The sequence below is a fragment of the Jiangella alkaliphila genome, assembly GCF_900105925.1.
GTDB classification, from domain to species: domain Bacteria; phylum Actinomycetota; class Actinomycetes; order Jiangellales; family Jiangellaceae; genus Jiangella; species Jiangella alkaliphila.
Map to the genome: position 1 here is coordinate 2340150 of NZ_LT629791.1, position 25546 is coordinate 2365695.

The following is a 25546-nucleotide window of genomic DNA, read 5'->3' on the forward strand; positions in this document are numbered from 1 at the left end:
CTCGAACATCATGGGAGATCTCATGTCGAACCGACTCGGCCGGCTCGCACCGGCCGTGGGTGTCGCCCTGGTGCTGGCCGCCTGTGGCGAGAGCGCCGATCCGCGAGAGGACACCGAGGCCAACGGTGGCGACGACACCGGCGGCAGCGGCGATCAGGTCACGCTGGTCATGGAGAGCTGGCGCAACGACGACCTCGCGATCTGGGAGGACGTCATCCTGCCCGCCTTCCACGAGCAGTACCCGGACATCCGGGTGACCTTCCAGCCGACGGCGCCGGACGAGTACGACGCCGCGCTGGACGCGAAGCTCTCGGGCGGCACCGCGGGCGACCTGATCACCTGCCGCCCGTTCGACGTGTCGCTGCGCCTCTTCGAGGAGGGCCATCTCGCCTCGCTGACCGACCTGCCGGGCATGGAGTCCTTCGGCGACGTCGCCCGCGCGGCGTGGTCGACCGACGACGGCTCGGAGGCGTTCTGCGTCCCGATGGCCTCGGTGATCCACGGGTTCCTCTACAACACCGAGGCGTTCGACCAGCTGGGCCTCACGCCTCCGGAGACGCAGGAACAGTTCCACGACATGCTCGGCCAGATCGCCGCCGACGGCTCGTACGCCCCGCTGGTGATGGGCACCGCGGACCAGTGGGAGGCGGCGACCATGGGCCTGCAGAACCTCGGGCCGAACTACTGGAACGGCGAGGAGGGTCGTCAGGCGCTGATCGACGGCACCGAGCGGTTCGACGACGAGCAGTACGTGGCGGCGTTCACCGAGCTCGCCTCCTGGGCGGAGTACCTGCCCGACGGCTACCAGTCGCTGACCTACCCCGACGCGCAGAACATGTTCACCCTCGGCCGCGGTGCGGTCTTCCCGGCCGGTTCCTGGGAGATCGCGCTGTTCAACGAGCAGGCGGACTTCGAGATGGGAGCGTTCGCGCCGCCGCTGCCGGAGGGTCAGGACACCTGCTTCATCAGCGACCACACCGACATCGGCGTCGGCATGAACGCGGCCACCGAGCACCCGGAGGAGGTCAGGACCTTCCTCGAGTGGACGACCACGGCCGAGTTCGCCGACCTGTACGCCAACGCGCTGCCGGGGTTCTTCCCGATGTCCGACCACGACGTCGAGGTCGACGACCCGCTGGCGCAGGAGTTCCTCAGCTGGCGCGACCGGTGCGAGTCGACCATCCGCAACTCGTACCAGATCCTCTCGCGCGGCGAGCCCAACCTCGAGAACCAGCTGTGGGACCTCAGCGCGCAACTGCTCAACGGCACGGTCCAACCGGCCGATGCCGCCGGCCAGGCCCAGGCGGGCCTGGAACGCTGGTACGAGCCGCAGCAGCGGTAAGGAGAACGGATGACCTCGGCGCCACCCGAGGGGATCGGTATCGACGCCACGGCCGGGAGCGAACCGGCCGTGGCGCCGGCGCCCGCCGCCCGCCCGCGCCGCCGGTTCCGTACCCACCTCGTCGTCTTCATCGCCCCAGCGGCGGCGATCTACACGATCTTCATGGTCTACCCGCTGCTCGACTCGCTGCGGCTCAGCCTCTACGCCCCGGTGGACGGCGTGCAGACGTTCGTCGGCCTGGACAACTTCGTCCACCTGCTCACCGACGACCTGCTCTCCGACGCGTTCTGGAACGCGGTGTGGAACAACCTGATGTTCTTCGCCGTGCACTTCTTCGTCCAGAACCCGATCGGGCTGCTGCTCGCGGCGCTGCTGGCCGCGCCCACGCTGAAGGGGCGAAGCACCTATCGCACCCTGCTGTTCCTGCCGACGACGCTGAGCGTGGTCATCGTCGGCTTCATCTGGCAGTTGATCATCAGCCCGGTGTGGGGGTTCGTCGAGACCCCGCTGCTCGGTCAGTCGAGCACCGCCTTGGTGACGCTCGCGCTGATGTCGGTCTGGCAGTACATCGGCATCCCGATGATCCTCTTCTACGCCGTACTCATCAGCATCCCGGACGAGCTCACCGAGGCCGCGACCGTCGACGGCGCCGGCGCCTGGGCGACGTTCTGGCGGGTCAAGTTCCCGCTGATCCTGCCGACCGTCGGCATCGTCTCCGTCATCACCTATGTGGCCAACCTGAACGCGTTCGACCTGATCTACACGGTCAAAGGTGCCCTGGCCGGGCCGGACTTCACCTCGGACATCATGGGGACGCTGTTCTTCCGCACGTTCTTCGGCTTCCAGCTGCAGCAGGGCTCCAGCACCATGGGCGCCACGGTCGCCACCATGATGTTCCTGCTCATCCTCGCCGGCGTGTTGCTGTACTTCTACGGCTGGCAGCGGCGCGTCGAGAGCTACCAACTGTGAGGAGCCGAGAGTGAGCGCTGTGAGCACCCCGGTCCGCGATGTCGCGCGGTCGCCGAGGGCAGGCCGGACGTGGCGGGCGCGCGCCGGTGTGGCCGTGCCGCACCTCATCCTGATCGCCTACGTCGTCGTGGCGTGCGGGCCGATCGCGCTGATCGTCATGAACGCCTTCAAGTCCCGCCAGGCGATCTTCGAGGAGCCGTTCGCCTTTCCGACGCCCAGCACGGTGGACCTGGGCGGCTTCGAGACGGTCTTCGCCCGCTCCCGGTTCGAGCTGTACTTCCTCAACAGCTTCATCGTCACCGTCGGTACCGTGGTCCTGGTGCTGCTGCTCGGGTCGATGGCCGCGTTCGCCCTGGCCGAGTACCGTTTCGCGGGCATCACGATCGTGTCGCTCTATCTGGCCGTGGGCATCATGATCCCCATCCGTCTCGGCACGGTCGGGATCCTCGACCTCATGGTCCGGCTGGGCATGGTGAACTCGCTGGCCGGCCTGGTGCTGGTGTACACCGCGATGGGCCTGCCACTGGCCGTGTTCGTCCTGACCGCGTTCTTCAAACAGGTGCCCGGCGACCTGAAGGACGCGGCCCGGATCGACGGTGCGAGCGAGTACCGGGTGTACTCCCTCGCCCTTCCGCTCGTGCGGCCGGGGCTCGCGGCCATCGGCATCTACACCATGCTGCCGATCTGGAACGACCTGTGGTTCCCGCTGATCCTCACCCCGGGCGAGAGCGTCCGCACGGTCACGCTCGGCACCCAGCTGTTCCTCGGGCAGTTCGTCAGCGACTGGAACGCCGTGCTCGCGGTGCTGACGTTGGCGGCGCTGCCGATGCTGGCCCTGTTCGTCATCTTCTCGCGGCAGTTCGTCCGCGGTCTGACATCGGGAGCGGTCAAATGAGCCGGACGCGCATCGGCATCGTCGGGGCGGGCTTCATGGGGTCGGTGCACGCGGCGGCGTGGGCCGCCTGCCCGGACGCGCGGCTGACCGCACTCGCGTCCGGACCGGGTGGCCCGCCCGAGCGGCTGGCCCAGGAGTACGGCATGCGGGTGTGCGCCGATCTGGACGAGCTGCTCGGCCGGGTCGATCTCGTCGACGTCTGCGTGCCCACCGACCTGCACCACGAGATCACCGTCCGCGCGGCCCGGGCCGGCCGGGCCGTGGTCTGCGAGAAGCCGCTGGCTCGAACGCCCGACGAAGCGGCGGAGATGATCGCGGCCTGCCGGGAGGCCGGCGTGCCGCTGCTGCCCGCCCACGTCGTGCGGTTCTTCCCCGAGTACGCGGCGGCGAAGGCGGCCGTCGACGCCGGCGTGATCGGCGAGCCGGCGGTGGTCCGGCTGACCCGGTCGACGTTCCAGCCGGCGAAGCCCGCGGACAACTGGTACCTCGACGAGGCACGCTCGGGCGGACTCCATTTCGACCTGATGGTGCACGACCTCGACTACGCCCGCTGGGTCGCCGGCGAGGTCGTCGGCGTGCACGCGCGCAGCCTCCGGGCCGTCCGCCCGGACGCCGGCACCGACCACGTCCTGGCCATCCTGCGGCACGCGTCGGGCGCGATCAGCCATGTCGAGGCATCGTGGGCGCACCCGCCGCCGACGTTTCGCACCCGCGCGGAGATCTCCGGGACGACGGGCGTGCTCGACCTCGACTCCGACCGCAGCGCGCCGGTGCGCCCGACGCTGCGGGCCGGCACCCGGGCGGGGGACATGCCGCTGCCGTCCAGTCCGCTCGCCGAGTCGCCGTACGCGACCCAGCTGCGGCACTTCCTCGACGTCGTCCGCGGCGTGGCGGAGCCGATCGTCACGGCCGAGGACGCCCTCGCCGCGGTGCGCATCGCGACAGCCGTCGGCCGGTCGATCGCCACCGGCCGGCCCGCGGACCTGGAGGTGGTGGCGTGAGGGTCGGGTTCCTGTCCACCGCGCACGTGCACGTCGACGCCTACGTCCACAACGTCCGGGCCGCCGGAGCGGAGGTGGCCGGCGTCACCGACGACGACGCCGAGCGGGGCACCCGGTGGGCGAGCACGCACGCGGTGCCGTGGTTCGCCTCGGCGGATCGGCTGCTGGACGCGGGGGTGGACGCGGTCGTCGTCGGCTCGGAGACGGTGCACCATCGCCGCTTGGTCGAACAGGCGGCGGCGGCCGGTGTCGCCGTGCTCTGCGAGAAGCCGCTCGCCACGAACGACGACGACGCGCGTGCCATCGTCGACGCGTGCGCCGCCGCGGGCGTCCCGCTGATGACGGCGTTCCCGATGCGGTTCAGTCCGCCGCTGCGCGAGTCCGCGGCGCTGCTGGCCGGCGGCGCGCTCGGCCGGGTCTACGCGTGCACGGGCACGAACCAGAGCGTGCTGCCGACGAGGCACGGCGCCTGGTTCGCCGACCCCGTGCTGGCCGGCGGCGGCGCGATCATGGATCACGTGGTGCATCTGGCCGACATCCTGCGCTGGTACCTGGGCCAGGATCCCGTCGAGGTGTACGCGGCCACCAACCGCGTCCTGCACCGCGACACCGTCACCGTCGAGACCGGCGGGCTGGTCATGCTCGGCTATCCCGACGGCGTGTTCGCGACCATCGACGCGAGCTGGAGTCGTCCGGGGAACTATCCGACGTGGGGCGGGCTCAGCCTGGAGCTGGTGGGCGAGCACGGCACCGTCGCCGTCGACGCCTTCAGCCAGCACCTCACCGTGCATGGCGGATCACACGGGCAGCTGGACTGGCCGGCGTGGGGGTCCGATGCCAACCAGGGCATGATCGAGGAGTTCCTCGACGCGGCCCGTCATCGGCGCCGCCCCACCGTCACGGGTGAGGACGGACTGGCGGCGACGCGGGTCGCGCTGGCGGCGTACCGGTCGGCCGCCGCCGGCGAACCGGTCGCGCTGACCGCGCCGTAACGGACTACGCGGTCTGCTGTGCGGCGGTGGCGCAGCGGGCCCGGCCGTTGATGACCGTGACGCCCGTGGGGTGGGCGCTGCCCGTGGGCTCCGGGGCGGGCGGCGGGTCGATCCACCGGATCTCGGTGAGGCCGCCGTGACCGTGGATGGCCTCGACGTGCTCGATGTCGTCGTAGACGGCGACCGACTGGACGTCGGAGCAACACCAGGCCAGCGTCGTGCGGCCGGTGGGGTACTGCGTGCCGTACGCGACGATGCCGGTGCCGGAGACGCCCGTGACGTCGTAGCGGCGGTGCAGGGCGAAGCGGCGCGGAAGTTGAGCGGGCTGGCTCACGTGACTCGTTCCCCGTTCCGTTGATCAGGCGTGGCGGCCGGGACCTGGCTGGTCCGACCGGCCGCCACGCCGGCCTGTGGTGCGCGGTCGACGGCCGTTCGGCGCACCCCGATCGCCATGGCCGTCCCTCCGCACTCTCTAGGAGATGTCACCAGAGTGACACTCCCCACACGATCGTGCAGCGTCACCGCGCCACGTGTGACACGTTGAAACATCGGCGGACACAAGACGCGCGGCGAAAAACGACATTCGCGACATCAGTTGCGAATCGGGTTGCGGGTGCGGAGTCGGCGTCGTGGCGTCCGGGCGCGGCGGTTCACTGATCGAAACCGTGCGTGGTCTGCGGCGATGTGCGGCGGTCGGACTGCGGCCCGATCCGGCCCGCCCGTCTGTCTACCGATTCCGCCGCCGCGCCGTCAGCCCGAAGCTCGATCCCGTGACATCCGGCCGTCGACTGTGACGTACCGCCGGGAGGTGGCGGGCTCAGCGGGCCAGCAGGGCGGTGACGGCGCTCATGGTGGCGCCGACGTCGCGGACGTTGCCGCGGCCGAGGTGGGGGACGAACGCCGTCTGGCGGCCGCAGGCGGCGTCGATGACCTGCTGGTTGCCCAGCGGCCGCGTGCGGGTGCGGATGTCGCCGATCTCGAGCACCCGGGTGGCGCGGGGCGCGAACGCGGACAGGTGCAGCGCCGACCCGGAGATGCCGGCGAGGACGGGTGCTGCGGCGACCGCCGCGAGCTGCTCGGTGATCGGCAGCTCCTGCGGGTGCAGCACGTGGAAGCCGAGCCGTTCCATGAGGGCGTCGAGGAGCTCGTCGCCGTCGCTGCGCCGCCGGTCGTTGGGCAGCCGGGTCCGCGAGACGAACGCCGGCGGGCCGGGCGCGGCGGCGACGGCGGCCCGTTCCCAGACGGCGACCGCCTCGGCGCTGGTGCGCCGGCCGGGGTGGTAGGGGCGGGCCGGCACGACCAGCTCCTCGACCTCCGTGGGCTGTGCGACGACCCGGATCGGGACGTCCCAGCCGCTGCGCCGCACCAGCGCGGTCTGATAGTCCAGCTGGGTGCCGGGGAAGATGAACCGGTGGAACACCAGGCCGTCGACCTCCTGGCCGATCGGCCATAGGCTGGTCAGCGTCTCGGTGACGAAGTGCCCGAACCGGCCCATCCAGTGCCCGCCGTAGAGCCAGCGGCCGTCGAGGCGGTCGGCGGGCGGCTCGGCGCAGTGCGCCGGGTCATCGGGGACGACGTGGTCGCCGTCGTAGCCGCCGGCGCGCAGCGACTCCGGCACGAGTCGTCCGTCCTCATAGACGGCGCCGCGCGAGTGACGCTTCGGGCCGCCGTCGAGACGGACGCTGCTCCAGCCGCTCAGCAGCGCGTCGCGGACGATCCGCAGGCCGGCCGGCGGCGGGGGAGCGTCGGGCGGCATCGCATAGTCCCACTGCATTGGGGCAGAGTAGCTGGTGAAAATGTACGGCAAAAGGTATTTCAGGTGACATTTGGGATGAGCCGCCGCACCAGGTCGTCGAGCTCCTCGACCACCTCGCGCCACACGGAGGCACGCTGGCCGTAGGGGTCGACGATGTCGTCCTCGGCGCTCTCACCGGCGACGTCGTCGCGCGTGCGGCCCTCGCCGACGTGCTCGAGCCAGTCCGCGAAGCGCTGGTGCCGGCCGCGGACGGCGGACTTCTCCACCCGGCGGACGAAGTCCTTGAGCGTGAACGTCTTCGCCCAGGCGTCCGGGTGCTCGTCGACGACGGAGCGGACGTGCTCGCGCTCCATGCAGAGCACCAGGGCCGCCTTGCCGACGGAGGCGGCGGAGACGGGGAGGCTGCGGTGTCCGCCCAGTTCCAGCCCGCGCTCGCGCATGACCGTGATGCCGACCGGCGGCACCGATCCGTGCGCGCCGACCAGTGCGCCGGACCGGCCTACCAGCGGCGACCCGGCCCGCGGCGCGTAGGCGTCGAGCATGGCGGCGGCGATGGGCGAACGGCAGCGGCCGGCGGTGCAGACGAAGAGAACGTCGATGCTGACCCCCACCCGATGCCCGGTCCGACCACGACGTACTGAATCCTACGGCGGCCGAATGCCGCGGTTTGCACCCCGGGTCCCGTTGGTGAAACCTGTCATGATCGTTCTCTCATGTGACTCTCATCACCTTGTGTCCGACTAGTGCGGTACGGTCCGCGCGTCGGCGGCAGGGCACTGCCGCGGCATGGCCAACGAAAGGATCGACCGTGCGCAAGATCATCTGCGCCGCGGCCGGCGCGGTGGCCCTCGCAGTCGGGGGGCTAGCACCGGCGGCATTTGCTGAAGAAGTTCCAGGTGAGGGCTTCATCTTCGCGGAGAGCCCATGGGAGACGCTCGACACCGGGCCTTGGCCTGGCTGGGAACCTGGGCTGGAAGACCCGTCCGAGCTCTCGACGTTCACCGGCCCGAGGAGCGTCGAGCTCACCTGGGCCGAGGGCAACCCCGAATCGGACCTCGGCACGTCGGCCGAGACCACCGACCTGGGCGTCGCGGTCAATGCGACCGACGAGATCGTCGTCGGCTACGAGCTGATCGACGGCGCGAGTCCCGCCGCCACCGCGGTCCGGGTGTTCGCCCAGGTGGACGACGAGCCGATCGTGTTCGCGGCCGCGCCGGTCGGCGACGACTCCGGCACGCTGGTCCTCGAGCTCCCCACGACCGGGACCGTCGGCCACGTGGGCCTCGTCTACGACACCAGCAACGGCGGCGTCGAAGGCACCGTCCGGTTCAGCGACCTCTCGGTCGCCGGCGAGTCCGTCCTGTTCGTCCCGCCGGCAGACCCGACGCTCAAGCAGCCGACCTGCACCGAGTCCGGCTCGATCACCATTCCGGAGGGGGCCGGCTACGCGTACGAGGTCGACGGCATGCCGGTCGACGCCGGTGGCTACGCGAGGGCCCCGGGCGACTACGTGGTGACGGCGAAGTTCACCGGCCTCGTCGCCTACACGTGGACGCTGACCCTCACCGCGCCGACCGGCTGCCAGGGTGACGACGACGGCGCCGAAGACGGCACCGACGACGGTACGGATGACGGCGCCGAAGACGGTGGCTCGGACGATGGCGCCGAAGACGGTGGCTCGGACGATGGCGCCGAAGACGGTGGCGCCGAGGCCGGCACCGACGACGGCGGCACCGAAGACGGCGGCGCGGAAGCCGGGGCCGATGACGGCAGCGGCGACGACGACGGCTCGCCGAGCCCGACCCCGTCCGCCGACGACTGCGACGCCTACGTGGACTCGGCCGCCTGGTGCGACCCCGCGCACGGTGACTACGACTGCTCGGAGATCGACGACGCGCACACGCCGGTCCAGCTCGTCGACGCCGGCACCGACCCGTTCCTGCTCGACAGCGACGACGACGGCGTCGGCTGCGAGGGACCTGACGACGACGGCACCGGGGACGACGACGGCACCGGCGACGACGACGGCAACCTCCCCGACACCGGCTCCGGCGCCGGGAGCACGCTGCTCTGGGCCGGCATCGCGCTGCTGGTGCTCGGCGGGGCCGCGGCCCTCGTCGCCCGTCACCGGACCCGTCCGGCCGGCTGACCCGCGGGAGACCCGAATGCGCCCCCGGTGCCGTCGCACCGGGGGCGCACTCACGAGAGAAGGGGCGTCGGCTAGGTGGTCACCGGCTCAGCCGCTGGAACCGGCGGACCGCCAGCGGCACGAACACCAGCGTGACGACCAGCGGCCAGACGATCGCGCCGAGCAGCGCGTTCTGCTCGATCCAGCTGTCGCCCACGGCCGCGGGGTTGCCGAACAGCTCGCGCGCCGCCGTCACCGTCGACGACACCGGGTTCCACGCCGCGATGGCGCCCAGCCAGTCGGGCATCTGCGACGGCGCCACGAACACGCTGGAGATCATCGCGAACGGGAACGCGACAGCGAACAGGCTGCCGGCCGCCTCCTCGTTCGGCGTCAGCAGGCCGATCCAGATGCCGATCCAGATCAGCGCGAACCGCAGCCACAGGAACAGCCCGAACGCGGCCACCGTCGCCCAGAGCCCGCCGTCGGAGCGCCAGCCGATCACCAGCGCCGTCACGGCCAGCACCAGCAGGTCGAGTCCAGCGCTGACGATGTCGGCGACCCCGCGGCCGGTCACCGGGGCCGACGGCGCCATCGGCATGGAGCGGAACCGGTCGGTGACGCCCTTGGTGGTGTCGAGCACGACGGCGTAGGCGGTGTTCATGAACCCCATCGCCATGGTCATGCCGAACATGCCCGGCATGAGGTACTCGCGGTAGTCGCCGCCGCCGGGCACGCTCATCGCGCTACCGAACACGTACCCGAACAGCAGCACCGAGACGATCGGGAAGCCGAGCTGCCAGGCGATGTTGGCCGGCTGCCTGACCAGGTGGGTCAGCGTGCGCCGGGCGACCGTCCAGCCGTCGGTCATGGCCCAGTACATCCGCCGCTCGGGGGCGTCCAGGTCGTCGTCGAGGATGGCCGTGCTCATGCCGGGACCTCCGTCCGCTGCGTCGTCTCAGTGGTCTCCGGCTCCGCCTTGTGCCCGGTGAGCCGCAGGAACACCTCGTCCAGGGTGGGCCGGCGCAGCCCGATGTCCTCGACGCCGATGCCCTCGTCCTGCAGCCGCCGGGCCACGTCGGTGAGCGCGGCGACCCGGTGCTCGACCGGCGCGGTGACCTTGCGGTGCTCCGTGTCGACCTCCGGCTCGCCGGCCGCGACCCGCGCGACCGCCTGCACGGCCACCGGCAGGTCGACCGCCTCCTCCAGGACGACCTCCAGCTGGTCGCCGCCGATGCGCTGCTTGAGCGCGGCGGGGGTGTCGTCGGCGATCACCTTCCCGTGGTCGATGACGGCGACCCGTGCGGCTAGCTGGTCGGCCTCGTCGAGGTACTGCGTGGTCAGCAGCACGGTGGTGCCGCCCGACACCAGCGAGCGGACCGCCGTCCACACCTCGTTGCGCCCGCGCGGGTCGAGGCCCGTCGTCGGCTCGTCGAGGAACATCACCTTCGGGGCGAGGATCATGCTGGCGGCGAGGTCGAGGCGCCGCCGCATGCCGCCGCTGTACTCCTTGGTGCCCTTGTCGGCGGCGTCGGCGAGGTCGAACTGTTCGAGCAGCTCGTCGGCCCGGGCAGCAGCGCGGGCCGAGCCGAGGTGGAACAGCCGGCCGAACATCTGCAGGTTCTGCCGGCCGGTCAGGATCTCGTCCACCGCCGTGAACTGGCCGGTGAAACCGATGCGCCGGCGAACCTTGCGCGGGTCGCGGACGACGTCGAGACCGGCGACCTCGGCGCGGCCGCCGTCGAGCCGGACGAGCGTGGCCAGGATGCGCACCGCGGTGGTCTTGCCGGCACCGTTGGGGCCCAGCAGGCCGTAGACCGTGCCCTGCGGGACGGCCAGGTCGAAACCGTCGAGGGCGTGTTTCTCGCCGTAGCGCTTCTGTAGTCCTTCGGCTCGGATCGCGTGGCTGGTGGTGCTCAAGGGAGTCCCTTCCGCTGAACCGGGTACGTTGTACGCACTTAAGCGTACACCCTGCGCAGTTTATTCCGGAGTTAGTGTTTGCCCTGATGACAACGGACTACAGCAGCGGTAGCGGCGACGTCTCGAAGAGCCTCGAGCTCCTGTGGGGGATGCAGCAGCGTCCGACCCGCGGGCCCAAGCCGGGGCTCACGCTCGAGCGCATCGTCGCCGCCGCGATCGAGGTCGCCGATGCCGACGGCCTGGCCGCACTCTCCATGCGGCGGGTGGCGGCGCACCTCGGCGTGGGCACCATGTCGCTCTACCGCTACGTGCCGGGCAAGGGCGAACTGCTCGACCTCATGCTCGACCGCGTCGCCGGCCCGGTCGACCCGGTGGACCCCGACGCCGTCGATGAGCCGGTCGGCTGGCGCGAGGCGCTGGAAGAGATGGCCCGCGGCATCTGGCAGATGTGCCTGGACCATCCCTGGTACCCGCTGGTCGACCAGGTGCGGCCGCTGCTCGGTCCGAACAACATCGCCGGTATGGATCAGCTCATCCGCCGGCTGCAGCCGACCGGGCTGCCCGACCGCCAGCTGGTGCTGATGGTCTCGGTGGTCGACGGCTTCGTCACGACGGTGGCGCGCTCGCACGTCAACGCGATGCAGGCCGAGCAGCGCACCGGCATCTCCGAAGAGGAGTTCTGGGAGGCGCAGGAGCCGGTGCTCGTCAAGATGATGGAGACCGGGCGCTACCCGACGCTCGCCGCGATGGACGAGGACACGTTCACCTTCACCTACGAGGACATCTTCGCGTTCGGCCTGAAGACGATCCTCGACGGCCTGGCGGTGTACGTCGAGGGGAGCGCGCCGACTACGGGTTGACCGGCGGCGCGTCGAGCCCGTGGTCGGGGTCGTGCGCCCAGCGCACGCGGTGCGTGCCGAAGCCGGCGGCGTGCACGCCGTCGTGGCCGTGCGGCCGCCGGCACCGGTACGTCAGTGAGTAGAGATCTCGGCAGGAGTCGGCGTACGAGGTGTACGCGAACTCCAGGTCGAGCCGTTCGTCGATGCTCATGGGGGATCACCACGCCAGAGGGTCGGGGTGTGACGTGCCGCCCCGTTGCGACGGATCCAGTATCACACGAGCACTCAGGACGTCGCCGAGCCCAGCATTCCGTGCGGGTCGATGACGTACTTGCGGGCCGCGCCGCGGTCGAACTCCATGTAGCCGTCCGGAGCCCGGTCCAGCGGGATGACCGTGGCGTTCACGTTCTTCGCGATCGGCGTCCGGTCGTGCAGGATCGCCTCCATCAGGTAGTTGTTGTACTTCATCACCGGGCACTGACCAGTCGTGAACGACAGCGACTTCGCCCAGCCCAGACCCAGCCTGATCGACAGCGAGCCGATCTTGGCCGCCGCGTCGCCGGCGCCCGGGTCGCCCGTCACGTACAGCCCGGGGATGCCGACGGCGCCGCCGGCCCGGGTGACGTTCATGACGGTGTTGAGCACCGTCGCCGGCCGCTCAGCCTCGGCGTCGGCCCCGTGACCACGGGCCTCGAACCCGACCGCGTCGACCGCGCAGTCGACCTCGGGCTCGCCCAGCAGCCCGGCGATCTGCTCCGCCGGGTCACCCTGCGACACGTCGATGGTCTCGCAGCCGAACGAGCGGGCCTGCGCCAGCCGCTCCGGCTGCAGGTCCGCGACGATGACGACGGACGCGCCGAGCAAGAACGCCGACGTCGCCGCGGCCAGCCCGACCGGCCCGGCGCCGGCGACGTACACCGACGTGCCCGGCTTCACCCCGGCCGTCACGCAGCCATGGAAGCCGGTCGGGAAGATGTCGGCCAGCATCGCGAGGTCGAGGATCTTCGCCATCGCACGGTCGCGGTCGGGGAACTTCAGCAGGTTCCAGTCGGCGTACGGCGTCAGCACGTACTCGGCCTGCCCGCCGACCCAGCCGCCCATGTCGACGTACCCGTACGCCGAGCCCGGCCGGTCCGGGTTGACGTTCAGGCAGACGCCGGTCTTGCCCTCCTTGCAGTTGCGGCACCGCCCGCAGGCGATGTTGAACGGTACGGAGACCAGGTCGCCGACCTTGATGAACTCGACGCCCGGCCCGGTCTCGACCACCTCGCCGGTGATCTCGTGTCCCAGGGCCAGGCCCTCGGGCGCCGTGGTGCGGCCGCGGACCATGTGCTGGTCGCTGCCGCAGATGTTGGTGGCGACGACCTTGAGGATCGCCGCGTGGTTCAGTTGACGGCCCACGTTCGCCGGGTTGACCCCGGGGCCGTCCTTGAGCTCGAAGGTCGGATAGTCGATGGACTCGACCTCGACGTGGCCGGGTCCGCGGTAGATGACTGCTCGGTTTCCAGGCACGACCCTGCGTCCCTCCTGTGGGTACGGATGTGACGGAATTCGGCTGGCTCTCCCCGGCCACGGTGGCGGGGCCGTCCGAACTCGTCACCGTGCCCCCTGGGAGTCAGGGCGGACGGCACGGACGAGGCGGTCACCGTCGTAGCGGTGAGCGGTTCTCTCGCCCGGAATTCCACCGTAGACCCGGCCCCCGGGGTGCGGTCAATCGCGCCGGCCGGGTGGTGCGGTCAAGCGGCGGCGGCGTGGGCGGCGTCGGCGCGGATGGCGAGGGTGATCCGGCGGACCGCGCGGCTGGCCCGTTGCCGGGCGGCGGCCCAGCTGATGCCGGCGCGTTCGGCCGCGGCGGCGCCGCCCTCGAGACCGGGCGCGGGCGCGTAGATGTCCAGCAGCAGCTCGGCGTCGGCGGCGGTGATGGTGCCGGACTCGGCCGCCCACGCGAGCAGTTCGGAGAGGTCGATGTCGGCGTCCGGCTCCGGATCGCTGACGAGGACGGCGGCCAGCGTGCCTGGCTCGGCCGGCGTCTCGGTCCGGCGGTGCGCCAGCTCGCGGCTGACCATCCCGAGCGTGTCCATCGCGATGTTCGCCGCCACCTTCGTCGGGCGGCGCTCGGCCGGATAGGTCGCGATGACCGTCCACAGCGCGGCGACGGCGGTGTGCTCCAGGCTCTCGCGGCTGTCTCGGCCCGCGTGGCCGGCGGCGATCCGGATCGCCTTGCCGAGCATCAGCTGCAGCACCGTCCGCCCCGCCAGCGCGTCGCCGTCATGGGCCAGCCGCAGCAACGCGATCAGGACGGCGTCGGCGCGCTGCCGGCCGGCCGCGACCGCGGCCTCCACATCGCCGAGGTCCTGACAGCCGGTCAGCGCGGGCTCGGCCGCCGCCCAGCGTCCGACCGCGTCGGCCCTCCCGTCGGCGCTGAGCCGGTCCCACTCGTCGTTGAGCCGGCCGGCCACGCCGGTCCCGGTCTGTCGCCGCGCTCCCGTGATGGTGACGCCCATGCGTCCAACGCTGGGCGGCGACCCTTGCCTGCGGACTTGCCCGCAAGCTTGCCCGCACGTTCCTGACCAGTGGGGCAAGTGGGCTGCCCCGAGCTTTCCGGACCGCTTCGTTTGCGGTCTCTTATGCTGCGAGCTGGCCATTCAGGTGTTCGTTGCGGACTTCGTGCGGGGTCCGGTAGCCGAGCCCTGAATGGATTCGTCTGCGATTGTAGAAGAGTTCGATGTAGTTCGCAACATCCTCGCGGGCTTTCTTCCGTGTCGGGTACACGGTGCGGTAGACGCGCTCGACCTTCAACATGGAATTGAACGATTCGGCCAGAGCGTTGTCGTAGCAAATGCCGGTCCTGCCGAGCGAAGCGCGCATCCCGAGCTGCTTGATCTTCGCTGAGAAGTCAGTCGATGTGTACTGCGTCCCGCGATCTGAGTGAAGGATGCAGCGGTCGGCGAGATCGTGATTCCTGGCGGCCATGTCGAGCGCGTCGGTGACGAGTTCGGTGCGCATGTGGTCGGCGAGTGCGTACCCGATGACTTCTTTGTTGAAGCAGTCGATCACGGTCGCCAGGTACAGCCATCCCTCCCAGGTGTGGATGTAGGTGATGTCGCCGACCAGCTTCGTTCCCGGCGCGTCGGCGGTGAAGTCGCGGCGCACCAGGTCTGGGGTGGCCGGCCGGTCGTCGCCCTGGATAGTGGTGATCTTGTACGGGCGCGGCTGGCACGGCACCAGGCCCAGCTCACGCATCAGGTCACGGACCAGCTCGGGCCCGGCCTGCTCGCCGCCGCGGAGCAGCTCGGCGTGGATGCGCCGGTACCCGTAGGTGCGGTCGTTGTGGTCGAACAACGCCTCGATCTTGAGCTTCAACTCCTCACGCCGCCGCGTGGTCGCCGACGGTGGCCGGTCCCGCCAGTCGTAGTAGCCGGACCTGGACACACCCAGCCAGGTGAACATCTGCTTGAGAGACGGAGCGTCGTTGACATTGTCGGCGCTATTGTGCGCGTACTCGGCGGCGATGAACTCGTACTTCTCGCTCACCGCTGCTCCTTCGCGAAGTACGCGGCAGCTTTTTTCAGGAACGCGAGCTCCATCTCCTGGTCTCGCGTCCGCCGTCGCAGTTCGGCCAACTCCGCACGTTCGGACAACCCCAGCGGCGGCTCGTCGCCGACGTGGTCCTCTCGGTACTTCTTCACCCAATTGCCGAGAGTGGTCTCACCCACGCCGATCTCACGCGCCACATCGGCAATACGACGGTCATTCTCGACCACCAGTCGAGCAGCCTCTTCGCGGAACTCAGGCGTGAATGTTGCCTTCTTCCTCGCCACGAACACTTCTCCTTTCCGGATCGGACCTTATGAGGTCCGCAGTCCGGAAAGTGGGAGGCACGCCACAAGGGTTGCCGGGGGGTGCCTAGTTGGGGGAGTGTGGCGACGGTCCTCACTCGCGTGGGGAGTACCTCACTCGCGTGGGGACCGGATGGTGGCCGGTTCGGCGCCGGGTGTGGTCGTTTGGCGGGTGAGGTGCCTCGGTGGCGGGTGAGGTCACACTATCCGCCGGTTCTTTGAGCATCCGGCGGCCGGGACGACGATGACCTAGATCGGGCTGTGCCCGGTTCTTCCCCGTCCCCCTGATAACTGCGGCCTAAAGAGAATGGGCAGCAGGGGGACGCCCAACTCGGCAAACCCCCGTCCCACGAACGGGTCGGTCAGAGCCGTCCACCTTGGTCGAGCAGGGTGATGACGGTGTCGCGTGCCGCGGTGACCGACAGGCCGGTGGTGTCGAGGACGAGGTCGGCGTCGTCGGGTTCTTCGTACGGGCTGGAGATGCCGGTGAACTCCGCGATCTCGCCGGCCCGGGCGCGCGCGTAGAGGCCCTTGCGGTCGCGCCGCTCGCACTCCGCCAGCGGGGTGGCGACGTGGATCAGCAGGAAGTCGCCGTGGGCTTCGGCCAGCGCCCTGACCCGCGCCCGGGTGGCGGCGAACGGGGCGATCGGCGCGCATACCGCCACGCCGCCGTGCTTGGCGATCTCGGCCGCGACGAACCCGATGCGCTCGACGTTGCGGTCGCGGTCCTCCTTGGAGAACCCGAGCCCGGCGGACAGGCTGCGCCGGACGACGTCGCCGTCGAGGAGGGTGACGGTGCGGGTGCCGATCTCGGCGATGCGGTCGGTGACCGCCCGCGCGATCGTCGACTTGCCCGACCCGGACAGCCCGGTGAACAACAGCACCAGCCCGCGCTCGTGCGGCAGCGGCCGCCACCGGCGCCACGCGTGCCGGCTCGCCGACGGCCAGTCGGCCGGCTCGGCCGCGGTGCCGTCGAGCCAGTGCTGTAGCGCCTCCGCGGACGGCGGGGTGGCCGGCACGACGAGCGTGCCGCCGTAGGCGACGGCGATGCGCTCGGCCAGCTCGTCGTCGCGGTCGTCGCCGTACTGCGGGGCCGGGACGACGATCAGCTCGGACCGGCGGCCGTCGCGGCGCAGCCGGTCGCGCAGCGTCAGCGTCGCGGAGATGACGTCGGCCGCGTCGGGTCCCGGGACGGAGCGCGGCCCGTCCAGCACGATCAGCAGCACCGGCTGCCCCGCCTTGACCGTGGCCGCCTCTAGCGTGCGCAGGTCGACCGGGTCGCGGGTCACGACGGCCGCGGCGTTGGGCAGCTTCATCCGCCCGGGCGCGCGCCGCAGTGCCGCATACGCCCCGCGCGGCTCGTCGTCGGCGACGGGCGCAGCGCGGCGAACCGTCCCCTTCACCGTCAGCCGGCGCTTGCGGGTGATCGCGGACTCGACGGTGACGACGGCGACTGGCGCCCCCTCGGCGTCGGTGAGGGTCAGCTCGGTGCCCGGCGCGGGCTTCTTGCCGGGCAGCGGATCGAGCTCGACGGCGACCGCGGGCGGCGGCGCGGCGGAGCCGGGCACGGCGATGCCCAGCAGCGCGAGCTCGAGGGTGGTGAGGGTGATCGGATCGGGGGTCAGAGCAGGACCGGGGGTCGATTCGGCGGCCACGGCGCCCAGCTTAGGGCCGCCGGCGGCCCGAGCCGGAACCCGTCTCAGACCGCCAGCGACCGCACCGCGTCGCCGACCGGGACGTCGCCGCCGACCAGCTCCAGCGTGAGCCGCGCGGTGCCCGGCTCGTCCAGCATCGCCAGCAGCACGGCCGCGACGTCGTCGCGGGTGACCCGGCCCCGCGGGACCGACGGCGCCAGCGTCACGCGCCCGGTCCCGGCGTCGTTGGTCAGGCCGCCGGGACGCAGCACCGTCCAGTCGAGGTCGCGGCGGCGCAGGTCGGCCTCGCTGTCGCCCTTGGCCTTCAGGTAGACCTGGAAGGCGTCGTCCGGGTCAGTGGGCGGCTGCGTGGTCGCGTTGATGGACGACACCAGCAGGTAGCGGCGCACCCCGGCCAGCTCGGCGGCGTCGGCCAGCAGCGCGGCCGCGCCTCGGTCGACGGTGTCCTTGCGGGCCGGGCCGCTGCCCGGGCCGGCGCCGGCCGCGAACACGACGGCGTCGGCGCCGCGGATCTCGTCGGCCAGCTCCTCCGCCGTCGCCCGCTCCAGGTCGATGACGACCGCCGTCGCGCCGGCCGACGCGAGGTCGCCGGCTTGGTCGGGGTTGCGGATGAGGCCCACCGCGCTGTCGCCGCGCAAAGTGAGCAGTCGTTCCAGCCGAAGTGCGATCTGACCGTGCCCGCCAGCGATGACCACCTGCATTCGGCGTACGTTAGCCGACCTCGTCGCCCGGGGGGACGTTGTCCGGGGCGCTTTGCAATGAGCACCTATACGCACCACCCCGCCCGGTGGTGGGCAGTGGTGCGTATAGGTGCTCATTGCAAAGGGTGGTCGAAGAGCTCTCCGACCAGCGGCGTTGTGGCCGACGCGGGGTGGGGACGCCGCCGGGCGGTGCGTTACGCTCGCGCGAGTGAGAGCACTGGTCAAGGCCGGACCCGGCGCCGGGCTGGAGCTGACGGACGTCGCGATGCCCGTGGCCGGGGCGGGCGAGGCGCTGGTCCGCGTCCTGCGCACCGGCATCTGCGGCACCGACCTGCACATCGTGAACTGGGACCCGTGGGCGCAGGCGAACATCCGCCCGCCGCTGGTCGTCGGGCACGAATTCGTCGGCGAGGTGGTCGAGGTCGGGCCGGGCAGCCGCGGCGTGCAGGTGGGCGACCTCGTCAGCGGCGAGGGTCACATCGTGTGCGAGCGGTGCCGGCACTGCCGGGCCGGCCAGCGGCACCTGTGCCCGAACACCGAGGGCATCGGCGTGCACCGCGACGGCGCGTTCGCGGAGTTCATCGTCATGCCGGCCGGCAACCTGTGGCGGCACCCCGACGGCATCGACCTCGACGCCGCCGCGATCTTCGACCCGTTCGGCAACGCCGTCCACACCGCGCTGAAGTTCCCGGTCCATGGTGAGGACGTGCTGGTGGCCGGCGCCGGGCCGATCGGCATCATGGCCGCGCTGGTCGCCAAGCACGCCGGCGCGCGCAACGTCGTCATCACCGACGTCAACCCCTACCGCCTCCAGCTGGCCGACCGCCTGGGCGCCGGCACCTCCGTCGACGTCCGCAGCACGTCGCTCGAAGAGGTCCGCCAGCAGCTCGGCATGGCCGAGGGGTTCGACGTCGGCATGGAGATGTCCGGCGACCCGACGGCGCTGCACGACATGATCGAGTCGATGGCCAACGGCGGGCGCATCGCCATGCTCGGCCTGCCGTCGAAGGAGAGCAGCGTCGACTGGTCCCGCATCGTGCTGCGGATGCTCACCATCAGTGGCATCTACGGCCGCGAGATGTACGAGACGTGGTACCAGGCGTCCGTCCTGGTCGCTGCCGGCGTCGACATCGCCCGCGTCGTCACGCACCGGTTCGCCAGCACCGAGCACGAGGCGGCGTTCGAGGCGGCGGCCAGCGGGCACAGTGGCAAGGTCATCATCGAGTGGGCGCAGCGGTAACCAGGGAGGACGCGATGTACGGAGCGATGCGCGACGAGCTGCGCAAGAACCTCGACGAGATCCGGACGGCCGGCCTCTACAAGCCCGAGCACGTCATCGGCAGCCCGCAGAGCGCGCGGGTCACGCTGGCCGACGGCCGCAGCGTCCTCAACCTGTGCGCCAACAACTACCTCGGCCTGGCCGACGACCCCGGCCTGATCGCGGCGGCCAAGCGCGGCCTCGACGAGTGGGGCTTCGGCATGGCGTCGGTGCGGTTCATCTGCGGCACCCAGCTCATCCACACCGAGCTGGAGCGCAGCATCTCCGACTTCCTCGGCACCGAGGACACGATCCTGTACGGCTCCTGCTTCGACGCCAACGGCGGCCTGTTCGAGACGCTGCTCGGCCCCGAGGACGCCGTCATCTCCGACGCGCTCAACCACGCCAGCATCATCGACGGCATCCGGCTGTCGAAGGCGCGGCGGCTGCGCTACGCCAACGCCGACATGGCCGAGCTGGAGGCGCGGCTGAAGGAGTCGCAGGACGCGCGGTTCCGGCTGATCGCCACCGACGGCGTGTTCTCGATGGACGGTTACCTCGCGCCGCTGGACAAGATCTGCGACCTCGCCGAGCAGCACGACGCGCTGGTCATGGTCGACGACTCGCACGCGGTGGGGTTCATCGGCGAGAACGGCGGCGGCACGCCCGACCACTTCGGCGTCGCCGACCGCGTCGACATCGTCACCGGCACGCTCGGCAAGGCGCTGGGCGGGGCCAGCGGCGGCTACACGTCCGGCCGGGCCGAGATCGTGGAGTACCTGCGGCAGCGCTCGCGCCCGTACCTGTTCTCCAACTCCGTCGCGCCGTCGATCGTCACTGCCGCGCACGCCGTCCTCGAGCGGCTCGTCTCCGGCGGCGAGCTGCGCGCCCGGCTGCGCGAGAACACCGAGTACTTCCGCGCCGAGATGACGGCGCTCGGCTTCGACGTGCTACCCGGCACCCACCCGATCGTCCCCGTCATGATCGGCGACGCATCGCGGGCGGCCCGGCTGTCGGAGCTGCTGTTCGCCGAGGGGGTCTACGCGGTCAGCTTCAGCTACCCGGTCGTCCCGCACGGCGCGGCCCGCATCCGCACCCAGGTGTCGGCGGCGCACACCCTCGACGACCTGCGCGAGGCCACCCAGGCCTTCGTCCGCGCCCGTGCCGCTCTCGGCTGAGCGAGCGGTGTCAGGGGCGAGCGCCCGGACCCTCCACGACGTCGACCTCGTCGCCGTGCAGGAGCTCGCCGCAGTGTGAGCAGCGGATCTCCGCGTGGACGTGCTCCCCGCAGGCTCGGTGCCGCAGCAGCACCGGCGGTCCGGCCTCGCCCGCGGTCCAGCGGTCGCCCCAGGCGCTGATCGCCATCAGCACCTCGGTCAGCTCCAGCCCCTTCGCCGTCAACCCGTACTCGTAGCGCGGCGGGCGCTCTGAGTACTGCCGCCGTTCCAGCACACCGTGCCCGACCAGCCAGGCCAGCCGCTCCGTCAGCACCTTCCGTGAGATGCCGAGGTCGCGCTGCAGCTCGTCGAAGCGGACGATCCCGGTCCACACGTCCCGGATGATCAGCGGCGACCAGGGCTCGCCCGCGACATCGAGCGTCCGCGCGATCGAACAGGCCATGTCGCCGAAGTCGGTCCGCTGCATCCCGCCGCCTCCTCAGTCAGTTGCTTGAAGGAACTTACTACGTTAGCGTGCGTTCCCTCAAGGAACTCACTACCGAGGAGGCGCCATGAACGCGACCACACAGCCCCGGGCCGAGCTGCTGTTCGGACCCGGCGACGCCACCCCGATGAGCACCGACGAGGCCGACCTCATGCCCTGGTCCGCGGCGGCCGAACAGCTGGCCGCCCTGCCCAAGTACTGGCTGGCGACGGGGCGCGCGAGCGGCCGGCCGCACGTGATGCCCGTGATGGGCGTCTGGCTGGGCGGCACGCTCACCGTCAGCAGCCGGCCGGGCTCGGTGAAGGGCCGCAACCTGCTCCGCGACGGCCAGTGCGTCGTGACGGCGACGATCGAGCTCGGCGACCTCGTCGTCGAGGGCGACGCCGGCCACGTGACCGACGTCGCCCGGCAGCGCGAGCTGGCCGCCGCGTTCGTCGCGAAGTACGACTGGCGCTTCGGCCTGCGCGACGGCCGCATCTACGAGGACAGCCTGCCCGGTTCGCCGGAGTACGCGTTCTTCGAGATCGCGCCGGTGAAGGCGTTCGGCTACGGCCCCGACGGGCTGACCGCGACCCGCTGGCGGTTCTGATCCTCGAGGGCGCCGGTGAGCCGGGCGCCCTCGATGTCGACGTTCGGCAGCAGCCGGTCCAGCCAGCGCGGCAGCCACCACGCGCGCTCGCCGACCAGCGTCAGGACCGCCGGCACGATGGTCATCCGCACCACGAACGCGTCGACGGCGATCGCGACGGCCAGCGCGAAGCCCATCTGGCGGATGTCGGCCGCCTCGTTGAGCACGAACCCGCCGAACACGCTGATCATGATGATCGCCGCCGCGGTGACCACCCGGGCGCCGTGGCCGAAGCCCGTCGTGACGGCGCGGACGGCCGGCTCGCCGTGCACGTACGCCTCGCGCATCCGCGTCACCAGGAACACCTCGTAGTCCATGGCCAGGCCGAACACGATGCCGATGACGATGATCGGCAGCATGCTGTTGATCATGCCGACCTCGTCGACGCCGAGGCCGGTCAGCCAGCCCCACTGGAACGCCGCGACCATCGCGCCGAACGTCGCCGCCATCGTCAGCAGGAACCCGAGCGTCGCCTTCACCGGCACGACCAGCGAGCGGAACGCCAGCATCAGCAGCACGAACGACAGTCCGACGACGACCAGCAGGTACGGCAGCAGCGCCTGCGACATCCGCTCGGAGAAGTCGATGTACAGCGCGGTCAGGCCGGTGACCAGAACGGCCGTCCCGGCGGGCGCGTTCCTCCCGGCGAGCTCGGCGCGGATCGTCTCGACCAGCCGCTCGGTCTCCGGGCTGGACGGCCCGCTGGTGGGGACGACGGTGATGACGGCGGTCTCGCCGGCCGCGTCCGGCTCCGGCGGCGTGACCATCGCGACGCCGTCCAGCTCCTGCAGCCCGGACGCGACCTCGGTGGCCGCGGCCTCGGCGCCGTCACCGTCGACGATCACCAGCAGCGGCCCGTTGAAGCCAGGCCCGAATCCCTCGACCGTGAGGTCGTAGGCCTGCCGCTGCGTGGTGTCGGCGGGGTACGTGCCCTCGTCGGGCAGCCCGAACCGGGCGTCCAGCACCGGCAGCGCGAGCACGGCGAGCCCGGCGACACTCGCCGTCAGCGCGACGACGGGGTGCCGGGTGACCAGCCCGGCCCACCGGTGGCTCAGTCGCGGTGTGTCGTCGTCCTCCGGGTCGGCGGACCGGGACCGCAGCCCCGGCAGGCGCGCCAGCATGCGCCGTCCGGCGAACCCGAACAGCGCCGGCAGCAGGGTCAGCGCGATGACGACGGCGATGGCGACGGTGACCGCGGCGGCCAGGCCCATCTCCGTCAGCATCGGGATGCCGACGACGGACAGCCCGGCCAGCGCGATCACGACGGTGAGCCCGGCGAACACGACCGCGGTGCCGGCGGTGCCGATGGCCCGGCCGGCCGCCTCGTCGCCGGGCGCGCCGGTGGCCAGCTCGTGCCGGTACCGCGAGGCGATGAACAGCGCGTAGTCGATGCCGACGGCCAGCCCGAGCATGGTGGCGAGGATCGGCGTGATCGTGCTGAGGTCGACGAACGCGGTGGCCGCGGTGACCAGCGCGACGCCGACGCCCACGCCGACGATGCCGGTGAGCAGCGGCATGCCGGCCGCGAGCAGCGAACCGAACGTGATGACCAGGACCAGCGCGGCGACGGCGATGCCGAGCAGCTCGCTGCCCAGCTCGGGCTCGGGCTCGGGCTCGGCCGCGGTGCCGGCCAGCTCGACCCGCAGGCCGGACTCGCCCGCGGTCTCGACGGCGTCGTCGAGCGTCTCGCGGGTCTGCGCCTCCAGGGAGAAGAAGTCGACGGTGTAGGTGACCTCGGCCAGCGCGACCCGGCCGTCCTCGGACACCAGGCCGGCGGTGAACGGGTCGACGATCTCGGCGACCTGCGGCCCGGCGTCGATCTCCGCGACGGCGTCGGCGATGGCCTGCTGGTGGGCGGCGTCGCTGACGGTGTCGCCGTCGGGTGCCGCGAACACCAGCCGCGCCGCCGCGCCGTCTGGCGAGGAGCCCGGGAACCGCTCCTCCAGCAGGTCGAACGCCTCCTGTGACTCGGTGCCCGGGATCGCGAACGAGTCCGCCGTCGGGTTGGACAGCGTCGCGGCGGCCACCCCGGCCAGCACGATCACCGCCAGCCAGACGGCTCCGACCAGGCGACGGCTGCGGTACGAGAACCGCCCGATCCGGTACAGCAGGGTTGCCACGACAGCCTCCGACAGTCACTCGGTGTAGAACGTCTCTATATTCTGAGAGTAACTGTCAGATTGCGCTTCGCACAAGAGTGGTCAGGATTCGAGAAGCGCCGGCGGCCGGTCGCTCCCTAGCCTGAACGGGTCAGTGCAGACGCCAGGGGGAAGGAGAACCAGAGATGACCACCGAGAAGAAGTCGTACGACGGGTTCGACGAGGCCGAGCGCGCCGCGATGAAGGAGCGGGCCAGTGAGCTCAAGAAGAGCAAGAAGCCCAAGGCGAACCCCGAGGCCGAGCTGTTGGAGAAGATCGCCGAGATGCCCGAGGCCGACCGCGTGCTCGCCGAGCGGCTGCACGCCCTCATCAGCGCCGAGGTGCCCGAGCTGTCGCCTCGCACCTGGTACGGACAGCCCGCCTACTCCAAGGGCGGCAAGGTCATCTGCTTCTTCCAGGCCGCGGCGAAGTTCGGCACCGAGTACGCGACGTTCGGCTTCAACGACGCGCCGCTGCTCGACAACGGCACCATGTGGCCGACCGCGTTCGGCCTGAAGAAGCTGACCGCCGAGGACGAGAAGCTGCTGGTCTCGCTGGTGAAGAAGGCCGCCGGCTAGAGCGCCGCCAGGCTAGAGCAAGGGCAGCAGCGCGGCGACCAGCCGGGCCCGCTCGGCCAGCGACGCGACGACCACCTGCTCGTGGACGGCGTGCGCGCCGGCGCCGAGCGGGCCGAAGCCGTCGAGCGTCGCGACGCCGAGCGAGCCGGTGGTGTTGGTGTCGGCGCCGCCGGCCGCAGGCGCGCCGTCGATGCGCTGGCCGATGCTCGCCGCCGCGCGCCGCACGGTGCCGAGCAACCCGGCGGTCGTGTCGCCGGGCGCCCACGTCGGCCGCCGCGACATCACCTCCGCGGTCACCGTCGCGCCGGCCCGGATCGCCCGCAGCGACGTCAGCCCGTCCAGCACCACCCGCTCGGACTCGGCGTCGGCGAACCGCAGCCCGAGGTCGGCGTGCGCGGCCGCGGGCACGACGTTGGTGCGGCCGCCGCCGGCGACGGTGCCGACGTTGCACAGCACGTCGCCCGGTGCGTGCCGGACGATCGAGCGGACCAGGATCAGCTGGTCGACCAGCTCGTCGACGGCGGAGGTGCCGGCGTCCGGGTCGAGTGCCGCGTGCGCCTCGACCCCCTCGACGCCCAGCCGGAGCCGGGTGCTGCCGCGCCGCCCGGCCTTCAGCGACCCGTCGGGGTGCGGCGACTCGAACCCCAGGGCGGCGACGGCGTCGCGCGCGGCGTCGCAGACCAGCGCGCCCGCCGTCGGCGAGCCGACCTCCTCGTCGGCCACGACGACGACGCGCACCGGCGGGTGGCCGGCGCCACCGGCCTCGTGGGCGGCGCGGGCCAGCTCGAGCGCGGTCTCCATGACCACCAGCCCGCTCTTCATGTCGTAGGCGCCCGGCCCGTGCGCGACGCCGTCCTCGACCCGCCACGGCATCGGGCCGGCCAGCTGCCCGGCCGGCCACACGGTGTCGTGGTGACCGAGGAACAGCACCGGCGCCGCGCCGGCCTTCGCGCCGCGTCCCGGGTGCTCCATGACCAGGTGGTCGCCGGTCGGAGACGGCACCCGGCGGGCGGTGCCGCCGAGCTCGCGGTGCCGCGCCAGCAGGACCTCGCCGAGCGCGTCCAGCCGGGCGGCGTCGCCGGTGGGCGTCTCGTGCCGGACGTAGCTCTCCAGGCGGGCGAGCATCGCGTCGAGGTCCGGTGCGGTACCGTTCATCTCGCCACTATACGATTCGTATCATCGCCGCTTTGGTCTGTTGACGGATTGATGCGGGCTATTTGCGGTCCGTATCTCCACCGAGGAGGG

25 protein-coding genes are annotated in these 25546 nt (G+C 71.5%); 11 read left to right on the top strand and 14 right to left on the bottom strand.

Features of this window, described 5'->3' with window-relative positions; translation table 11 throughout:
• The first annotated feature begins 22 nt into the window (after window positions 1–22).
• Genes BLV05_RS10940 through BLV05_RS10960 form a run of 5 tightly spaced genes read left to right on the top strand, consistent with a single transcriptional unit; the run spans window position 23 to window position 5199 of the window.
• Window positions 23–1342: an ABC transporter substrate-binding protein gene (locus BLV05_RS10940; RefSeq protein ID WP_046769396.1), complete on the top strand. Its 1320-nt coding sequence runs from the start codon at window positions 23–25 to the stop codon at window positions 1340–1342.
• 9 nt (window positions 1343–1351) lie between these two features.
• Window positions 1352–2311: a carbohydrate ABC transporter permease gene (locus BLV05_RS10945; protein WP_082155306.1), complete on the top strand. Its 960-nt coding sequence runs from the start codon at window positions 1352–1354 to the stop codon at window positions 2309–2311.
• Window positions 2312–2321: 10 nt separating this feature from the next.
• Entirely contained in the window at window positions 2322–3206 is an 885-nt protein-coding gene (locus tag BLV05_RS10950) for a carbohydrate ABC transporter permease (protein WP_082155307.1), read from the top strand.
• Window positions 3203–4207 (top strand): Gfo/Idh/MocA family protein, encoded by a 1005-nt coding sequence (locus tag BLV05_RS10955; protein ID WP_046769398.1) that lies wholly within the window; start codon window positions 3203–3205, stop codon window positions 4205–4207. The genes BLV05_RS10950 and BLV05_RS10955 overlap by 4 nt, the downstream gene beginning before the upstream one ends.
• Window positions 4204–5199 (top strand): Gfo/Idh/MocA family protein, encoded by a 996-nt coding sequence (locus BLV05_RS10960; RefSeq protein WP_046769399.1) that lies wholly within the window; start codon window positions 4204–4206, stop codon window positions 5197–5199. Before BLV05_RS10955 ends, BLV05_RS10960 begins: the two co-directional genes overlap by 4 nt.
• 4 nt (window positions 5200–5203) lie before the next feature.
• On the opposite strand, the gene BLV05_RS10965 is transcribed toward BLV05_RS10960, so the two are convergent.
• The 3 genes from BLV05_RS10965 to BLV05_RS10975 form a co-directional block, all read right to left on the bottom strand.
• Entirely contained in the window at window positions 5204–5533 is a 330-nt protein-coding gene (locus tag BLV05_RS10965) for a hypothetical protein (RefSeq protein ID WP_063932563.1), read from the bottom strand.
• A gap of 483 nt (window positions 5534–6016) precedes the next feature.
• Window positions 6017–6973, bottom strand: a complete 957-nt coding sequence (locus tag BLV05_RS10970) for a glycosyltransferase 61 family protein (protein ID WP_046769400.1) — start codon at window positions 6971–6973, stop codon at window positions 6017–6019.
• Between the two features lie 41 nt (window positions 6974–7014).
• Window positions 7015–7566, bottom strand: coding sequence for an arsenate reductase/protein-tyrosine-phosphatase family protein (locus BLV05_RS10975; RefSeq protein ID WP_052762562.1), 552 nt, complete (start codon window positions 7564–7566; stop codon window positions 7015–7017).
• Window positions 7567–7763: 197 nt separating this feature from the next.
• Between BLV05_RS10975 and BLV05_RS10980 the strand changes: the two genes are divergently transcribed.
• A complete protein-coding gene (locus tag BLV05_RS10980; RefSeq protein ID WP_052762563.1) occupies window positions 7764–9104 on the top strand; it encodes an LPXTG cell wall anchor domain-containing protein in 1341 nt (446 codons plus the stop codon).
• Between the two features lie 79 nt (window positions 9105–9183).
• Here BLV05_RS10980 and BLV05_RS10985 read toward each other — a convergent pair whose 3' ends face one another.
• Window positions 9184–10014, bottom strand: coding sequence for an ABC transporter permease (locus BLV05_RS10985; protein WP_046769401.1), 831 nt, complete (start codon window positions 10012–10014; stop codon window positions 9184–9186).
• Entirely contained in the window at window positions 10011–11003 is a 993-nt protein-coding gene (locus tag BLV05_RS10990) for an ATP-binding cassette domain-containing protein (protein ID WP_046769402.1), read from the bottom strand. The genes BLV05_RS10985 and BLV05_RS10990 overlap by 4 nt, the downstream gene beginning before the upstream one ends.
• 86 nt (window positions 11004–11089) lie before the next feature.
• Here BLV05_RS10990 and BLV05_RS10995 point away from each other — a divergent pair, with 86 nt between their 5' ends.
• Window positions 11090–11863 (top strand): TetR/AcrR family transcriptional regulator, encoded by a 774-nt coding sequence (locus tag BLV05_RS10995; RefSeq protein WP_046769403.1) that lies wholly within the window; start codon window positions 11090–11092, stop codon window positions 11861–11863.
• Here BLV05_RS10995 and BLV05_RS11000 read toward each other — a convergent pair.
• From BLV05_RS11000 to BLV05_RS11025, 6 genes are all read right to left on the bottom strand, one after another.
• A complete protein-coding gene (locus BLV05_RS11000; RefSeq protein WP_046769404.1) occupies window positions 11853–12053 on the bottom strand; it encodes a hypothetical protein in 201 nt (66 codons plus the stop codon). The genes BLV05_RS10995 and BLV05_RS11000 overlap by 11 nt on opposite strands.
• A gap of 74 nt (window positions 12054–12127) precedes the next feature.
• Window positions 12128–13354: a formaldehyde dehydrogenase, glutathione-independent gene (gene fdhA, locus BLV05_RS11005; RefSeq protein WP_046769405.1), complete on the bottom strand. Its 1227-nt coding sequence runs from the start codon at window positions 13352–13354 to the stop codon at window positions 12128–12130.
• 224 nt (window positions 13355–13578) lie between these two features.
• On the bottom strand, window positions 13579–14346 hold the full coding sequence (locus BLV05_RS11010) for a hypothetical protein (RefSeq protein WP_046769406.1): 768 nt from the start codon (window positions 14344–14346) through the stop codon (window positions 13579–13581).
• Window positions 14347–14467: 121 nt separating this feature from the next.
• A protein-coding gene (locus BLV05_RS11015; RefSeq protein WP_407929292.1) for an IS3 family transposase occupies window positions 14468–15663 on the bottom strand; the annotation gives its coding sequence in 2 pieces (ribosomal slippage) (window positions 14468–15402 and window positions 15402–15663; 1197 coding nt in all).
• Window positions 15664–16043: 380 nt separating this feature from the next.
• Window positions 16044–17336: an adenylyl-sulfate kinase gene (cysC, locus tag BLV05_RS11020; protein ID WP_046770835.1), complete on the bottom strand. Its 1293-nt coding sequence runs from the start codon at window positions 17334–17336 to the stop codon at window positions 16044–16046.
• 44 nt (window positions 17337–17380) lie between these two features.
• A complete protein-coding gene (locus BLV05_RS11025; protein WP_046770836.1) occupies window positions 17381–18037 on the bottom strand; it encodes an NAD(P)H-binding protein in 657 nt (218 codons plus the stop codon).
• 208 nt (window positions 18038–18245) lie between these two features.
• Between BLV05_RS11025 and tdh the strand changes: the two genes are divergently transcribed.
• Both tdh and BLV05_RS11035 read left to right on the top strand, forming a co-directional pair.
• Window positions 18246–19277 carry an L-threonine 3-dehydrogenase gene (tdh, locus tag BLV05_RS11030; RefSeq protein WP_046770837.1) on the top strand — a complete coding sequence of 344 codons (1032 nt, stop codon included), beginning with the start codon at window positions 18246–18248 and terminating at the stop codon, window positions 19275–19277.
• Between the two features lie 14 nt (window positions 19278–19291).
• Window positions 19292–20473 (top strand): glycine C-acetyltransferase, encoded by a 1182-nt coding sequence (locus BLV05_RS11035; protein WP_046770838.1) that lies wholly within the window; start codon window positions 19292–19294, stop codon window positions 20471–20473.
• Between the two features lie 10 nt (window positions 20474–20483).
• Here BLV05_RS11035 and BLV05_RS11040 read toward each other — a convergent pair whose 3' ends face one another.
• Window positions 20484–20939, bottom strand: coding sequence for a winged helix-turn-helix transcriptional regulator (locus tag BLV05_RS11040; protein ID WP_046770839.1), 456 nt, complete (start codon window positions 20937–20939; stop codon window positions 20484–20486).
• Window positions 20940–21024: 85 nt separating this feature from the next.
• Here BLV05_RS11040 and BLV05_RS11045 point away from each other — a divergent pair, with 85 nt between their 5' ends.
• Window positions 21025–21546, top strand: a complete 522-nt coding sequence (locus BLV05_RS11045) for a pyridoxamine 5'-phosphate oxidase family protein (protein ID WP_046770840.1) — start codon at window positions 21025–21027, stop codon at window positions 21544–21546.
• Here the strand turns inward: BLV05_RS11045 and BLV05_RS11050 are convergent.
• Window positions 21504–23705 carry an MMPL family transporter gene (locus BLV05_RS11050; protein ID WP_046770841.1) on the bottom strand — a complete coding sequence of 734 codons (2202 nt, stop codon included), beginning with the start codon at window positions 23703–23705 and terminating at the stop codon, window positions 21504–21506. The two genes, BLV05_RS11045 and BLV05_RS11050, sit on opposite strands and share 43 nt — an antisense overlap.
• Before the next feature lie 164 nt (window positions 23706–23869).
• Here BLV05_RS11050 and BLV05_RS11055 point away from each other — a divergent pair, with 164 nt between their 5' ends.
• Window positions 23870–24301, top strand: a complete 432-nt coding sequence (locus tag BLV05_RS11055; protein ID WP_046770842.1) for an iron chaperone — start codon at window positions 23870–23872, stop codon at window positions 24299–24301.
• Between the two features lie 12 nt (window positions 24302–24313).
• Here the strand turns inward: BLV05_RS11055 and BLV05_RS11060 are convergent, their stop codons facing one another.
• Window positions 24314–25456, bottom strand: coding sequence for a M20/M25/M40 family metallo-hydrolase (locus BLV05_RS11060; protein WP_082155549.1), 1143 nt, complete (start codon window positions 25454–25456; stop codon window positions 24314–24316).
• Window positions 25457–25546 lie beyond the last annotated feature (90 nt).